The organism is Clostridioides sp. GD02377, assembly GCF_045899875.1.
GTDB classification, from domain to species: Bacteria; Bacillota; Clostridia; order Peptostreptococcales; family Peptostreptococcaceae; genus Clostridioides; species Clostridioides difficile_A.
The window spans coordinates 42,305-57,412 of record NZ_JBJODA010000012.1 but is presented as its reverse complement, the minus strand read 5'-3'; the positions used below and the strand labels follow the sequence as shown (position 1 = coordinate 57,412).

13 protein-coding genes are annotated in these 15,108 nt (G+C 29.8%); all 13 read left to right on the top strand.

The window, feature by feature from the left end; translation table 11 throughout:
* Positions 1–344 precede the first annotated feature (344 nt).
* Positions 345–692, top strand: coding sequence for a hypothetical protein (locus Q3304_RS12105; protein WP_054271226.1), 348 nt, complete (start codon positions 345–347; stop codon positions 690–692).
* 11 nt (positions 693–703) lie between these two features.
* On the top strand, positions 704–2,683 hold the full coding sequence (locus Q3304_RS12100) for a stage V sporulation protein D (protein ID WP_054277280.1): 1,980 nt from the start codon (positions 704–706) through the stop codon (positions 2,681–2,683).
* Positions 2,684–2,850: 167 nt separating this feature from the next.
* A complete protein-coding gene (gene murF, locus Q3304_RS12095) occupies positions 2,851–4,224 on the top strand; it encodes a UDP-N-acetylmuramoyl-tripeptide--D-alanyl-D-alanine ligase (RefSeq protein WP_054271224.1) in 1,374 nt (457 codons plus the stop codon).
* A 43-nt stretch (positions 4,225–4,267) separates the two neighbouring features.
* The gene (gene mraY, locus Q3304_RS12090) at positions 4,268–5,233 is read left to right on the top strand and encodes a phospho-N-acetylmuramoyl-pentapeptide-transferase (protein WP_021385460.1); all 966 of its coding nucleotides are present in this window, start codon (positions 4,268–4,270) and stop codon (positions 5,231–5,233) included.
* A 20-nt stretch (positions 5,234–5,253) separates the two neighbouring features.
* Entirely contained in the window at positions 5,254–6,609 is a 1,356-nt protein-coding gene (gene murD, locus Q3304_RS12085) for a UDP-N-acetylmuramoyl-L-alanine--D-glutamate ligase (RefSeq protein WP_054271223.1), read from the top strand.
* A 51-nt stretch (positions 6,610–6,660) separates the two neighbouring features.
* Positions 6,661–7,791, top strand: a complete 1,131-nt coding sequence (gene spoVE / locus Q3304_RS12080; RefSeq protein WP_021385452.1) for a stage V sporulation protein E — start codon at positions 6,661–6,663, stop codon at positions 7,789–7,791.
* A 17-nt stretch (positions 7,792–7,808) separates the two neighbouring features.
* Entirely contained in the window at positions 7,809–9,035 is a 1,227-nt protein-coding gene (gene murG / locus Q3304_RS12075; RefSeq protein WP_054271222.1) for an undecaprenyldiphospho-muramoylpentapeptide beta-N-acetylglucosaminyltransferase, read from the top strand.
* Between the two features lie 269 nt (positions 9,036–9,304).
* Positions 9,305–10,045: a cell division protein FtsQ/DivIB gene (locus tag Q3304_RS12070; protein WP_054271221.1), complete on the top strand. Its 741-nt coding sequence runs from the start codon at positions 9,305–9,307 to the stop codon at positions 10,043–10,045.
* Between the two features lie 22 nt (positions 10,046–10,067).
* Positions 10,068–10,766 (top strand): DUF881 domain-containing protein, encoded by a 699-nt coding sequence (locus tag Q3304_RS12065; protein WP_054271220.1) that lies wholly within the window; start codon positions 10,068–10,070, stop codon positions 10,764–10,766.
* 4 nt (positions 10,767–10,770) lie between these two features.
* Positions 10,771–11,445 (top strand): DUF881 domain-containing protein, encoded by a 675-nt coding sequence (locus Q3304_RS12060; protein ID WP_054271219.1) that lies wholly within the window; start codon positions 10,771–10,773, stop codon positions 11,443–11,445.
* A gap of 98 nt (positions 11,446–11,543) precedes the next feature.
* Entirely contained in the window at positions 11,544–11,897 is a 354-nt protein-coding gene (locus Q3304_RS12055) for a small basic family protein (RefSeq protein ID WP_054271218.1), read from the top strand.
* A 188-nt stretch (positions 11,898–12,085) separates the two neighbouring features.
* Entirely contained in the window at positions 12,086–13,243 is a 1,158-nt protein-coding gene (gene ftsZ / locus Q3304_RS12050) for a cell division protein FtsZ (RefSeq protein ID WP_407813685.1), read from the top strand.
* A 273-nt stretch (positions 13,244–13,516) separates the two neighbouring features.
* Positions 13,517–14,791, top strand: coding sequence for a sugar ABC transporter substrate-binding protein (locus Q3304_RS12045; RefSeq protein ID WP_054271216.1), 1,275 nt, complete (start codon positions 13,517–13,519; stop codon positions 14,789–14,791).
* The last annotated feature ends 317 nt before the right edge of the window (positions 14,792–15,108 follow it).

Genomic DNA, 15,108 nt, shown 5'->3' with positions numbered 1-15,108 from the left:
TGATATAAGTGATTAAGATTGAGATATAAAAATATGGAGATATATAATATAATGAAGAGATTATTAATAAAAAATAGATAAACTAGTTACATATTGTACTTATGGAAAAGATTATCTGAATATAGTATAAGTAATAAAAATAAATAAAAATTAGTAAATAACCTATAGATTCAATATAAGAGTATAAGTGAATTTATAGGTTATTTTGTTGTGTATAGAAAAAAGTACAATTAGATTGTGTATTAGTGTATTAATTTAGCGATGGAATTTTAGAGGAAGAGATATGATTAATAACAAATATAGTATAGAGGAAAATTTAAAATCTATATTATCGGGGTGATAATTTGAAAAAAAATTATAAAATACATAATCTAAATGAATATAAAAATAAGAAAAAGAATAATTATAAAAAGAGAAATAATAAAAAAATAGGGGCTAAATGTATTTTATTGATTGCAACCTTTACAGTAATAATATTGAATCTATGTGGTTATTCAAAAATCTCAGAAATGAAGTATGACATTTATTATTTACAAAAAGATTTAAGAAAAAAAGAGATAGTACTAGAAGAACTAAAGGCAAAAGAAACTGAAAAAACATCGATAAAAGAAATTGAGCTAAAGGCAAAAGAATTGCTCAATATGGACTATCCAAAAGATGGACAAATAAAGTATATAGATGTGGATAACTAGGGGGAATAGATTTGAGAAAAGTAAAGAGGATAAGTAAAAAAAGACTGGTACTCGTTCTTATTCTAGCATGTGCATTGTTTTTTTGCCTTGTTATTAGGACTGGATACCTACAACTTATGAAAGGTAACTGGTTAAGTACAAAAGCATTAGAACAACAAACAAGAGATATACCAATAGAACCTAAAAGAGGAACTATATATGATAGAAATATGAAAGAGTTAGCAGTAAGTGTAACTAAGTATACTGTCTGGTGCAAACCTGTAGAAGTAGAGGATAAAAAGGAAGCAGCACAAAAGGTAGCTGACATTTTAGATGAAGATTATAAAGACATTTACGCTTTAATAAGCAAAAAAAATATGGCTCTTGTAAAAGTCAAAAGATGGATAGATGATGATAAGGCAAGCCAAATAAGAGATGCTAAACTGGGTGGAATATGGGTAGCAGAAGATAATCAAAGATATTATCCATATGGAAACTTTGCACCATATGTACTAGGACATACTTCTTCAGATGCAACAGGTATATCTGGTATAGAGATGCAATATGATAAAAAATTAAAAGGAAAGCCTGGGAAATTGATAGTGAGTACTGATGCTTCAGGAAGAGAAATACCACAAGGAATGGAAAAGTATTATGAACCTGTTCAAGGGAATGGACTTGTTTTATCTATAGACGAGGTAATTCAACACTATACTGAAAAAGCAGTACAAAAAGCTTATGAGATAAATAATGCAAAAAAGGTTACTGCAATAGCTATGAATCCTAAAACTGGTGACATACTTGCTTTAGCGTCAAAACCAGACTACGACCCTAATGATTCGAGAACACCAATATATCCATATTATCAAGAAGAACTTGAAAAATATAATGATAAAGAGAAAATAAAAGGTTATTATCAAATGTGGAGAAATCCAGCAGTAAGTGATACATATGAGCCAGGTTCTACATTTAAACTTATCACATCTTCTAGTGCACTTGAAGAAGGAGTGATTAAAGATGGTGAGAAATTCACATGTACAGGTAGTGTAACTGTTGGAGGAAGAAAGATTAAATGTTGGAGACACTATAGACCTCATGGAACACAGGAGTTTAAACAAGCAGTACAAAACTCTTGTAACCCTGTATTTGTTGAGTTAGGAAGTAGATTGGGTGTTGGAAAAATGTATGATTATATAGAATCTTTTGGTCTTATGGATAAGACTGGTATCGATTTACCAGGAGAAGCTAAAGGAATACTGTATAATGAGAAAAATGTAGGTCCAGTTGAATTGGCTACAATATCGTTTGGTCAATCTATATCAGTGACACCAATACAACTTATAACAGCTATATCATCAATAGCAAATGGTGGAGATTTAATGCAACCAAGAGTTGTAAAATCTTATACTGATAATAAAGGTAATATAACTGAAACAGTAAAGCCAAAAAAAGTAAGAAGTGTTATATCTAAAGAGACATCTAAGAAAATGTTAGAAATTGCAGAGTCAGTTGTAAGTGAAGGTGGAGGAAAGATAGCGTATATACCAGGATACAGACTTGGTGGAAAAACTGGTACAGCTCAAAAAGTTATAGATGGTAAGTATGCACAGGGAAAATATATATGTTCATTTGTTGGAATAGCACCTTGTGATGACCCACAAATTGTAGTTCTTGCTATTGTTGATGAGCCAACAGGAGTGAGTGCATTTGGTAGTACTACAGCAGGGCCAATAGTAAAAGAAATAATGAACGATTCATTAAAATATTTAGGAGTTAAACCTGTATATAAAGAAGAAGAGAAAGCTGAATATGAAAAGAAACAGGTTCAAGTGCCAGATGTAAGAAATCTAAAAATTGGTGATGCTGTGAAGGCTTTAGAAGATGCTAAGTTAAAACCAGATTTAGATACAGATATAGAGCTTCCAGAGAATACAAAGGTAAAAGATATATTCCCAAAACCTGGAGTAAAAGTTAATGAGGATTCAAGTATAACACTATATTTTGAGAAGTAAAAAGTAACAGATAATTAACATATACCCATAAACATCTTCAAAAAAACAGAAATATAGTATATAATTATAAAGTTAAGAGTTATCGTAGGCAATGTATATATAACGGTATACATTGCCTTTTGTTGCTAAGACAATATAACTAAAGGTTTTAAAGGAGGAGTTTGATAATGGAGTGCTTAACAATAAAAGAGTTAGTACTTGCAACTAATGGGAAGTTAATATATGGAGATTATAATGACTGTGTAAGTGATATAGTTATAGATAGCAGGGAAGCAAATGCCCAAAATGCATTTGTAGCCATAGTTGGAGAAAATTTAGATGGGCATACATTTATGAAGTCTGCATATGATAGTGGATGCAAAACTTTTATAAAAAGTGAAAGTAATGGAATAAAATTAGAAAGTTCGGATATAAATTTAATAGAGGTAAAAGATACATCTTTAGCTCTAGGAGATATCTCAAGATATTATAAAGAAAAATTTAATATTCCATTTATAGGTGTTACAGGTAGCGTAGGAAAAACTACGACTAGAGATATGATATATTCTGCTATATCCGCAAAACTAAACATATTAAAAAATGAAAAGAACTTAAATAATCATTTTGGAGTTCCATTGACTTTATTTAATCTAAATAAAGAACATGAGTGTGCTGTAATAGAGATGGGAATGTCTGGATTTAATGAAATAAAATATTTAGTAGATATAGTAAATCCCAAAATTGCAGTAATATCAAACATAGGATTATCACATGTAGAAAAACTAGGTTCACAAGAAGGTATTTTAAAAGCAAAGATGGAAATCACTTCTAATTTTGATGAAACAAATACTTTAATTGTAAATGGAGATGATAAGTTTTTATCTACATTAAGAGAAAAAGAACATGTGTATAAACTAAAAACATTTGGATTCAACAAAAACAATGATATTTATTGTGAAAGTTATACTATGGAAGAAGATAGTCTTACATTTATATGCGTTATAGATGGAAAAAAAGAGGAAATATTTATACCAACAATAGGAGAACATAATATATATAATGCTATGTCTGCAATATTGGTTGGAATGTGTCTAAATATTTCTTTAGATTATATAAAAAAAGGTTTAAAAAATTTTAAAGGGACAAAAATGAGACTAGACATAATAAAGAATGAAAAATTAACAATAATTAATGATTCATATAATGCTAGTCCAGATTCTATGGATGCTGCTTTAAAGATACTTGGAAGATATAAAGGTAGAAGGGTAGCAATACTTGGAGATATATTAGAAATGGGTGAAATTTCAGAGTATGGTCATAGATTAGTAGGAAAATCATCTATGAATAATACTGATGTTATAATAACTATAGGTGAAAATTCAGTGTTTATTGGAGAAGAGGCAAAACAATTAGGATTTGATACAGCCAATATATATCACTTTGAGAATAGAGAAGAAGTACTTAACAAGTTAGATGAATTAGTAAAAACAGGAGACACTATTTTAGTAAAAGGCTCAAGAGGCATGAGATTAGAAAAAATAGTCGAATATCTAAATAAATAAGCTTAAACTAATGAGTTGATTGACAAGGGAGAGGAGTTTTACGATGTTAGGAATAACAGAGCTTACGTACACCGCATTGATTGCGTTTTTAATAGTAATTATAATAGGACCAATATTTATACCAATGCTTAGAAAATTTAAATTTGGTCAGACGGTTAGAGATGATGGACCTCAAACACATCTAGCAAAAAATGGAACACCTACTATGGGTGGAATTATAATGATAGTGGCAATTCTAATAACTGGACTTACAAGAGTAAAAGTTAGTCATGATATGGCAGTAGGTCTTATATGTATTGCAGGTTTTGGTTTTATTGGTTTTTTAGATGACTTTATAAAAATAAAGTTAAAAAGATCACTTGGATTAAAAGCATATCAAAAAATAATCCTTCAAGTTGCATTATCTTTTTATGTTGCTTTTTATCAGTATACATCATCATCAAGTGCTTCACAACTTATGATACCATTTACAGATTTTGTAATAAATGTTGGAATATTATATATACCAATAATGATGTTTATAATCGTAGCAATAGTAAATGCTGTGAATTTAACTGATGGATTAGATGGATTGGCATCAGGAGTAACTTTAATAGTTTCTGTATTTTTTATGCTATTTGCAAGTTCTATTGCTGGAAACACAGAAGTTGCAGTTTTAGCAGCAGCAACTGTTGGAGCATGTTTAGGCTTTTTAGGATTTAATTCATATCCAGCGAGGGTATTTATGGGAGATACGGGTTCAATGGCATTAGGTGGTGCAGTTGTAGCATTTTCAGTTCTAACTAATTCAGTGCTTATAATACCTATAATTGGAGGAATTTACTTTGCAGAAGCTCTATCAGTTTTGATTCAAGTTGGATATTTTAAAGCGACAAGAAAGAGATTCTTTAAGATGGCTCCAATACACCATCATTTTGAACAATGTGGTTGGCCAGAGACAAGGGTTGTATTCGTTTTTTGGATTATCACAGTTGTTTTAGCTTGGATAAGTATAATAGCAGTATTTTAGAGGTCTAGGGGGAATTAAAAATGAACTTAAAAGGAAAAAAAGTTTTATTAGTAGGACTTGCGAAAACTGGCATATCTACAATTAAACATTTAGATAAATTAGGTGCAAGTATAATAGTGAATGATATTAAAGATGAAAATAAATTGAAAAACATACTTGATGAATTGAAATCTATAAATGACATAGAATACATATTAGGACATCATCCAGAGGATGTAGATAACATAGATATGGTAGTAGTATCTCCAGGAGTACCACTAGACCTTCCATTTATCTTGAAATTAAAAAATTCAGGCAAGTATATAATTGGTGAAGTAGAATTAGCTTTTAAATTATCAAATAATCCAACTTTTATAGGGATTACAGGTACAAATGGTAAGACAACTACAACTAGCCTGGTAGGAGAAATTTTTTCGAGAGCAAAAAGAGATACATATGTAGTTGGTAATATAGGAAATCCTGTAATAGATACTATAGAAACTTCAAATGAAGAGTCTGTGCTTGTAACTGAACTAAGCAGTTTTCAACTTGAGAGCATAGATGAATTTAGACCTAAAGTAAGTGCTATATTAAATATTACAGAAGACCATTTAAACAGACATCACACTATGGAAAAATATATAGAAGCAAAAGCAAATATATTTATGAATCAAACTGCTGAGGATTTTTGCATATTAAATTATGATGATGAGATAGTAAAAGGTCTGGCTGACAAATGTAATGCTAAAGTAATTTACTTTTCGAGAACTCAAAAAGTAAATGGAGGAGTATATTTAGAAAATAATGACATAATAATAGATATAGATGATAAAATCAAGTTTCTAAATAAAGATGATGTAAGTTTACCTGGAGGTCATAACTTAGAAAACTGTATGGCAGCTATAGCAATAGCGTATGTCTGTAATGTTGACTTAGAAGTCATAAAGGATGTATTGATGACATTTAAAGGAGTTGAACACAGACAGGAATTTGTAAGAAACTTAAACAATGTAATATATGTAAATGATTCAAAAGGAACTAATCCAGACTCTACTATAAAAGCTGTTCAGTCTTACAATAGACCTATAATACTTATAGCAGGAGGAATGGATAAAGGCAGTAATTTTGATGAACTTTTTGAAATTGCAAAGTCATATGTTAAATCAGTAGTCTTGTTAGGAGAAACTGCATCAAAGATAGAAAATTGTGCCAAAAATAAAGGATTTAATGACATACATATAGTAAAAGATATGGAAGAAGCAGTTAAGACTTCTCATGAGATTTCAAAAAGTGGAGATATAGTGCTTCTTTCACCAGCTTGTGCAAGTTGGGATATGTATGAAAGTTTTGAAGTAAGAGGAAAAGACTTCAAAGATAATGTAAACAATTTAAAATAATCTCTTACCTCTAAACTTACTTAAATGGAAGAATGGAGGTATATTAGTTGGATGCCTAAAGAAAATTTGAAAAAACAAATTGACATAAGGATGAAGACTGAATTTGATGGAGTAGTATTTTATACTACTATGCTTTTAGTATTTGTAGGAATAGTTATGGTGTTTAGTGCAAGTTTTATACAATCTTCATTTAAACACAATGATGCGTACTATTTTCTAAAAAAGAATGTAATATATGCTATACTTGGGTTTATAGTTATGATTATTACATCAAGGATAGATTATAGTTTTTGGAAGAAAAATGCTACAGCAATTGGAGCTATAGCAGTAGTATTATTATTGTTAGTTCTAACCCCTTTAGGGATAGAAGCAAACGGAGCAAAAAGATGGCTAGGAATAGGTGCTTTAACATTTCAGCCTGCAGAAATAGCTAAGTTTGCTACAATAATATTAACTGCAAAATTAATTGAGAAAAATTATGATAAGATAAAATCTTTGACAAAAGGTGTTGTACCACTTCTCGTAGTTCCAGGGATATTTTTTGCGTTGATAATACTTCAGCCAAATCTATCAACAGCAGGTACTGTAATTCTAGTTACATTTGTAATGATATTTGTTGCTGGGATGGATATGAAAATTGTATTTGCTATGATTGGAAGTGGGGCTGCTTTATTTGCTGCATTAGTAATTGCTGAACCTTATAGGCTTAGCCGTGTTACATCGTTTTTAGATCCTTTCCAAGACCCTCTTGGTAAAGGGTATCAGGTAATACAAGGTTTATATGCACTTGGTTCAGGTGGATTGTTTGGTCTAGGCTTAGGAAAGAGTAAACAAAAGTATTTTTATATACCAGAGCCACAAAATGACTTTATATTTGCTATAATAGGAGAAGAGTTAGGATTGATTGGTTGTATAATAGTTATTATGCTATTTGTAGCCTTAGTCTACAGATGTGTAAGAATAGCTTTGAAGACTTCTAATGTATTTGCTTGTATGGTTGTCATAGGTATAGGGGCACAAATTGGAATACAAGCAGCTTTAAATATAGCAGTTGCAACATCATCAATGCCAGCTACAGGTGTAGCACTACCATTTATAAGTTATGGGGGAACCTCGCTCACCATCTTTATGGGAGCTATAGGTATAGTGTTAAACATCTCAAAGCATGTCAAAATTAATTAACAGGAGATGATGATTTGATGAAAGTTTTATTATCAGGCGGTGGAACTGGAGGGCATGTGTATCCAGCTATAGCTATTGCTAACAAAATAAGAGATGAGCATCCAGACGCTGAGATAATTTTTGTTGGGACGGAAAAAGGAATAGAATCAGAAATAGTTCCTAAGTATGGATTTGAATTAAAGACTGTAACAGTACAAGGATTTAAGCGAAAAATAGACTTCGATAATGTAAAAAGAGTTTTTAAGCTTTTTAAAGGTTTAGAACAATCAAGAAAGATTGTTAAGAAATTTAAACCAGATGTAGTTATAGGAACTGGTGGATATGTTAGTGGACCTGTTTTATTTAATGCATCTATGGGGAAAATACCAGCCATAATACATGAGCAAAATTCTTTTCCTGGTGTAACTAATAAGATTCTATCTAAAACAGTTACAAAGGTACTTACAAGTTTTGAAGATTCACATAAAAGATTTCCAGAGACAGCAGAAGATAAATTAGTTTTTACAGGAAATCCAGTTAGAAAAGAAATTTTATTATCAAGAAAAAATATTGCAAGAAAGAATCTTGCAATAAGTGAAGAAAAAAGAATGGTTCTTTGCTATGGTGGTAGTGGAGGCTCAAGAAAAATAAATGATGCAATGAGACTTGTGATAAAGAACATGGTGAATGAAGATATAGCTTTTATATTTGCAACAGGGAAAAGCTATTATGATGAGTTTATGGAAAGTATCAGTGATGTAAATCTTAAGCCATACCAAAAGGTTGTACCTTACTTAGAAGATATGGCAAATGCACTTGCAGCAAGCGATTTAGTTATAGGTAGTGCAGGAGCAATTTCATTAGCTGAAATAACTGCTCTTGGAAAGCCATCTATAATAATACCTAAAGCATATACTGCTGAAAATCATCAAGAGTATAATGCTAAAAGTATAGAAAAGCAAGGTGCAGGAATTGCAATTTTAGAAAAAAATCTAACTCCAGAGAGCTTAAATACAGCAGTATTTAAACTTTTAGGAGATAGAGAACTTTTAGTTGATATGGCAAATGCAAGCAAAACTATAGGGAAACCAGAAGCCATAGACCTTATATACGATGAGATAATAAAAGTATATAATTCAACACAAAAGTCCTCATCTAAAAAAACAAAAAAAGAAAAAGTTGCTGAAGAAGTAAAAGAAATAAAAAAAGAAGCAACTCCAAGTATAGAAGGTCAGGCTAAAGTGATAGGAATAAAGAAAAGGTAAATCAATATTTACCCCTAATTTATAATATATTAGATTTTCTAAATTATTATAAATTAGGGGTTTATTTGTATGTACACAAATTTAAAGGTATGAAATGTATATAGTATTTTGTATTTATTTTGATGAAGTATTGATTTATTTATATTTATTTATATTTTATTTAGATGTTTTGTAATAAAATGAAAAAATTTGACTTTAAATATTATAATTTTCTTGTAGGAAAAATAAGCTCTAAAGGTGTATTTATTAACCAAAGGGGTTGATTATATTTGAAAAAGAAAAGGAAGTTAAATACGAATAATGTCATGATAGTTTTAGTCTTTATACTTATGCTATCTTTTGGGATATGTATGATTGTAAAAAGTGATTTATTTGATGTAAAGAAAATAGATGTAATAGGAAATAAGAGAGTGACTAAATCAAATATAATGAAAGAACTAAATATAAATACACATGAAAACATCTTTGCATATAATTTTAAAGATATGAAAAATGAACTTATGAAAAATCCATATATAGAAAATGTAGAAATAAAAAGAAAATTTCCAAATAAAATAATTATAAGTTTAAAAGAAAAAGAAATATTTGCAGTATTAAAGAATGTAGACAATTATTGTTATATAGATAAGAAAGGTAACTTGTTAGAGGAACTTAGGGGTTCTAATGAAAGTAAAAAAGATTTAATAGTAGATGTTGATTATAGTGTTGATGATGATAAAACAATAAAATTTAAAAATTATAAAACTAAAGAGAACGTATTTAAAACTTTAAATTCTTTAAAAGAAGAAGGACTTTATAGAAAAATAAATTATGTAAACTTAAGAAAAGAAAGCAATGTAGATATGCTTACAAGAAGTAATATAAAAATCTTACTTTCTAATGATGATAACTTAGATTATAATATATCTAGGGTAAGTAAAATTCTGATTGACCTGCAAAATAAAAATACAAAAGGAGGGACTATAAATCTCAATTATGGAAAATTAGCTGTGTATAGTCCTGAAGGATAGACAATTGTAAGGAAGTGATATATTGAAAAGAAGATTTATAAATAAAAGCATAGTCATAGGAAGTATTGTATTGGGTGTTCTTGTTAGTTTACAACTTAAAATTATTAATATAGAAAATAGAGGTATGACAACTTTTAAAAGAGGAGAACAACTTACAGAAGAACTCAAATCTCTAAAAAAAGAAAAAGAGGATTTACAGTCAGAAATTAATAGTGTGAAGAAAGATATAGAGACTTATAGAGGTAAAAATGACGAAGGAGAGCAAGATATACTTAAGTCAGAAATAGAAAAATATGAGACCTTGGCTGGATATACAGATGTTGAAGGAAAAGGTATAAAAGTTGAGATAAATTCTGCAAAAGACTTGGGAAGTTCTGATAAAAACGATAGTATATTATATAATTATGATTTATTACTATCAATGATAAATAAATTAAATTCAGCACAAGCAAGTGCTATATCTATAAACGGACAGAGAATAGTTTCTAATACATACATGTATTTAAAAGAGGATAAGCTTTACATGAATGACACTGTCATAAAAGAACCAATTATAATAAAGGCAATTGGTGATTCTGATACATTAGCTTCTGCACTTAATATAAAATATGGTATTGTCTGGGAAATAGAAACGTATTATAATGCTAAGGTAAAAGTAAGTAAGGAAGAAAATGTAGAAATAGATGGCCATGGTGATATAAACAAAGTGGAGAGGAAATAATAGTATGAAAAAGAAAATGATTATATTAGGAGCGTTCATATTAGGCATTTTCATATCAACTTATATAAAGTCACTAGACCCAAATAAAGTGTATATAACATTGAGTCAGACTGAAAATATTGAAAGTGAGATAGAAAATACGAAGAAAGAAATAAAACATTTAAAAGAAGTACTTAAAAGTAACAAAAAAACTTTAAATGAATATAAGGAAGCAAAAGAGAATGGAAATGAATCTATCCAAACACTTATGAAAAAAGAGCTTGAGGAAGTTAAAGAATTAAGTGGTTATTCAACTGTTACAGGGCCAGGTATAACTGTCACTATGAAAGATAGTGATAGAGAGTTAAAAGATGGGCAGAATCCAAATGACTTGATTATACATGATATTGATATTTTAAGAGTTTTAAATGATTTAAAAAAAGCTGGTGCGAAAGCAATTTCTATAAATGGAGAAAGAGTACTATCAACTAGTAAGATAAAATGTTCAGGAGCCACTATTACAGTAAATGATACTACATATGGACAACCATTTATAATAAAAGCTATAGGCGATATAGATTTATTGAGTGCTGCTATAAATTCTCCAGAATCATATGCTAAGTCTCTTAAAGAGATATATGGAATCAACATAAAAATACTGGAAAATAATGGTAATAAAGTGGATTTATTCGCAAAATAAAGCGAAAAATATAAAAAAATAAAGAAAAAATAAGAAAATTTAATAAAAAGGATTGTAATATACTTGCGTTTCAAAGTAAAATAAAGAGGTGAGGATTTATGATATGGGTTTTAGGAGGATTAGCATTTGGTGTAGTAGTAGGTTACTACATTCCATTTACATATTCTATGGATTATTCCATATATATGTCAGTAGCTATTCTTGCAATAATGGATTCTATTTTTGGAGCGATAAAATCCAGTTTTGAAGATAACTATGACAATGTAATTTTTGTTACTGGTTTCATAGGGAATGCTATATTAGCTATATTATTGACTTATATAGGAGAAAAATTAGGTGTTTCTCTTTATTATGTTGCTGTATTGGTTTTTGGTATGAGATTATTTAATAATTTATCCATAATTAGACGTTATGTTGTTAGCGATATTATGAATAAAAAACGTAGAAATTAAAGAGCATTTGATATATATGTAAATTATTTTATACTCAAGAGTAATATTTGACAATATAAGTAAGAAAATTAAAAAGGAAAATTTACGTTTTTGTGGAATATGTTACTTAAAGGTTAACAAAATAAAAGAAGAAAATGATATAATTAATACATACGATAACTTTGAATCATGAGAGAAGGGGGTTTATGATGCTAAACTTTGACGTAGAATTAGAAGAATGTGCACAAATTAAAGTAATAGGTGTAGGTGGCGGTGGAAACAATGCTGTCAATAGAATGGTAGAAGCGCAATTAAAAGGCGTTGAATTTATATCAGTAAATACAGATAAACAAGCTTTATATACATCAAAAGCTGAATATAAAGTTCAAATAGGAGAAAAATTAACTAGAGGACTTGGTGCAGGAGCAAATCCAGAAGTAGGAAAAAGGGCTGCTGAGGAGAGTAAAGACGAAATAGTAAAATTGCTTCAAGGAGCCGACATGGTCTTTGTTACAGCTGGAATGGGCGGTGGTACTGGTACAGGAGCTGCTCCAGTAGTTGCAGGCTTAGCAAAAGAAATGGGTATACTTACAGTAGGTGTAGTTACAAAACCTTTTGCATTTGAAGGTAAGATAAGAATGAAGAATGCTGAAGGTGGAATAGCAGAACTTAAGTCAAAAGTTGATACTCTTATAACAATACCAAATGATAGACTTTTACAGATAGTACAAAAAAATACTTCAATGCTAGATGCTTTTGCAGTTGCAGATGATGTATTAAAACAAGGTATACAATCAATTTCTGACCTTATAGCAGTTGAAGGTTTAATAAACTTAGACTTCGCAGACGTTACTACTATAATGAAAGATAAAGGTCTTGCTCATATGGGTATAGGTAGTGCTAGTGGTGAGACTAGAGCAATAGATGCTGCTAGACAAGCTATTCAATCTCCACTTCTAGAAACATCAATACAAGGAGCTAAGGGAGTTCTTCTTAATGTTACTGGTGGACCTAACTTAGGATTATTTGAAGTTAATGAAGCATCTACTTTAGTTATGGAATCCTGTGACCCAGAGGCGAATGTTATATTTGGTGCTTCTATAAAAGAAGATTTAGGTGATGAAATAATGATTACAGTAATCGCAACAGGATTTGAAGGATTACAAAGTGGTGTATTAGACTTAGATACTAAACCTAAGTCAAGCATACGTTCTTCATTGAACACAACAGTAAAACAAGCTGTAAAAGAAATTGAAGAAGAAGTAATTGTTGAAGAAAAAATAGAATCTCCTAAAAAAGCAAGTATAATTGAAGAAGACGATGATGAGAGCATGGAAATACCTACATTCCTAAGAAGAAGAAGATAATATGGAAATTTATAAAGAAGTCAGTAGACTTCTTTTTATTTTGCCTAATTTAATCTCCTAAAGCATAAAAATACATTTCAATATTTTGAAATGTAAAAGAAGTTTTTTAATAAATGAATAAAAACAACACATATAGAAAAAAATGATAGTTGTAAGAGTTAGTATAGTTTTTTATGATTAGACAAGGGTAGTCTTATTTGTTAATATTAAATCTGAATTAAATTGTAAATATTTGAGGGAAAAGAAAAATTAAAGTCTGAAAGGGGATTAAGCATGATTAAGCTAAAAAAAATTCTTTCTTTAGTGATGGTAAGTGTTCTATCAGTATCAATTCTTGCTGGGTGTTCAAAAAAAGAAGATTCTAAGGGTAAAGATGGTAAAGAAAAATTAGTTGTGTGGTCTGCACCATTGACAGACCATGATGCAGATGCATGGAAACCAATATTAGAGAAATTTGAAAAGGAAAATAATTGTGAAATTGAATTCCAAATAGTTCCATGGGATAACTATGCAGAAAAATATGCAACTGCAATAAGTGCAGGTGAAGGACCAGACATAGGATACATGTATGCAGAGATGTTTCCTCAATTTATAGAAATGGGTGCAGTTGAAGATTTGACACCTTATCTAGAAAAATCAGGAACTTCAGATAATTACCTATACTTGGATAATGCAAAAATGATGGGTGGTATTTATGGATTACCTATAGAAGCTGCTAATCCAGGAGTACTATACTATAATAAAGATATACTAGAAAAATTAGGAGAGAAACCTCCAAAAACATGGGAAGATTTTAAAAGAATATGTGAAAAAGCAACAAAAGATACTGATGGAGATGGAAAAATCGACCAGTGGGGTCTTGCACAAGGTTGGGGTTCTAAAGTATTTGGAAGCTTAAACTGGAACTGGTATCCTTATTTATGGCAAGCTGGTGGAGATATATATAATGATGATTTAAAATCAGTTAAATTTAATAATGCAGAAGGTTTAAAAGCTGCAAACTTTATAAATGATATGAAAAAATATATACCAGACAATGCTTTATCAAAAGATAGTAATGAAATGGTTGAAAGTGTATTTGGACCAGGAAAAGCTGCATTTACTATAATGTTATCTTCTGCTGCTACAAGTACTTTTGATAAATCGTTTCCAGATTTAAACTGGGGATATGTAACTTCATTAGAAGACAAGACAGTTGGTAGTTTTGCTTCAGTGGATGATTTAACATTAATGTCAGCATGTAAAAATAAAGAACTTGGATTTAAACTTCTTGAGTATATGTTAAGCAAAGAATCAATGGAAGCATTCCATAAAGAAATACCAAGAGCTCCAGTTGCAAAAGGTGAAAAATATCAAGGAGACCCAAGATTTGAAGAAATGGTAACAAAAGATAAAGATATGTATAGACCATTGACTGTTGGGCCTCATGGAGTAGAGATATATGAATACTTATGGAAACAACTTCAAATGATGATAGCTGGAGATATAACTCCAGAACAAGCACTAGATGATTCTGCAAAATATGCAAACGGATTATTAGCACAATAATATAAATTTGAATTTATAGACTATGTAATTTGATTTTATACAAGTAAAAAATTTACTTGATATATTATTAAATTACATAGTCTTTTTTTATAAAAATATACCCCAAAAAGAACTAATAACTTCTACCTAGATATATTAGATTCTACAAAAAAGCTTATTTGTTTGATACTAAAAAAATATCTTTTGGCGACATAAAGTATAAGACATATATCATTGTTACTTTTAAATAGAATTTGTTTTGGATTCGACCATCAAAAGTGACATAAAATTTTGTACATACTATCTTATAATATGTTTAAAGGTTTTAAGGGGGGATA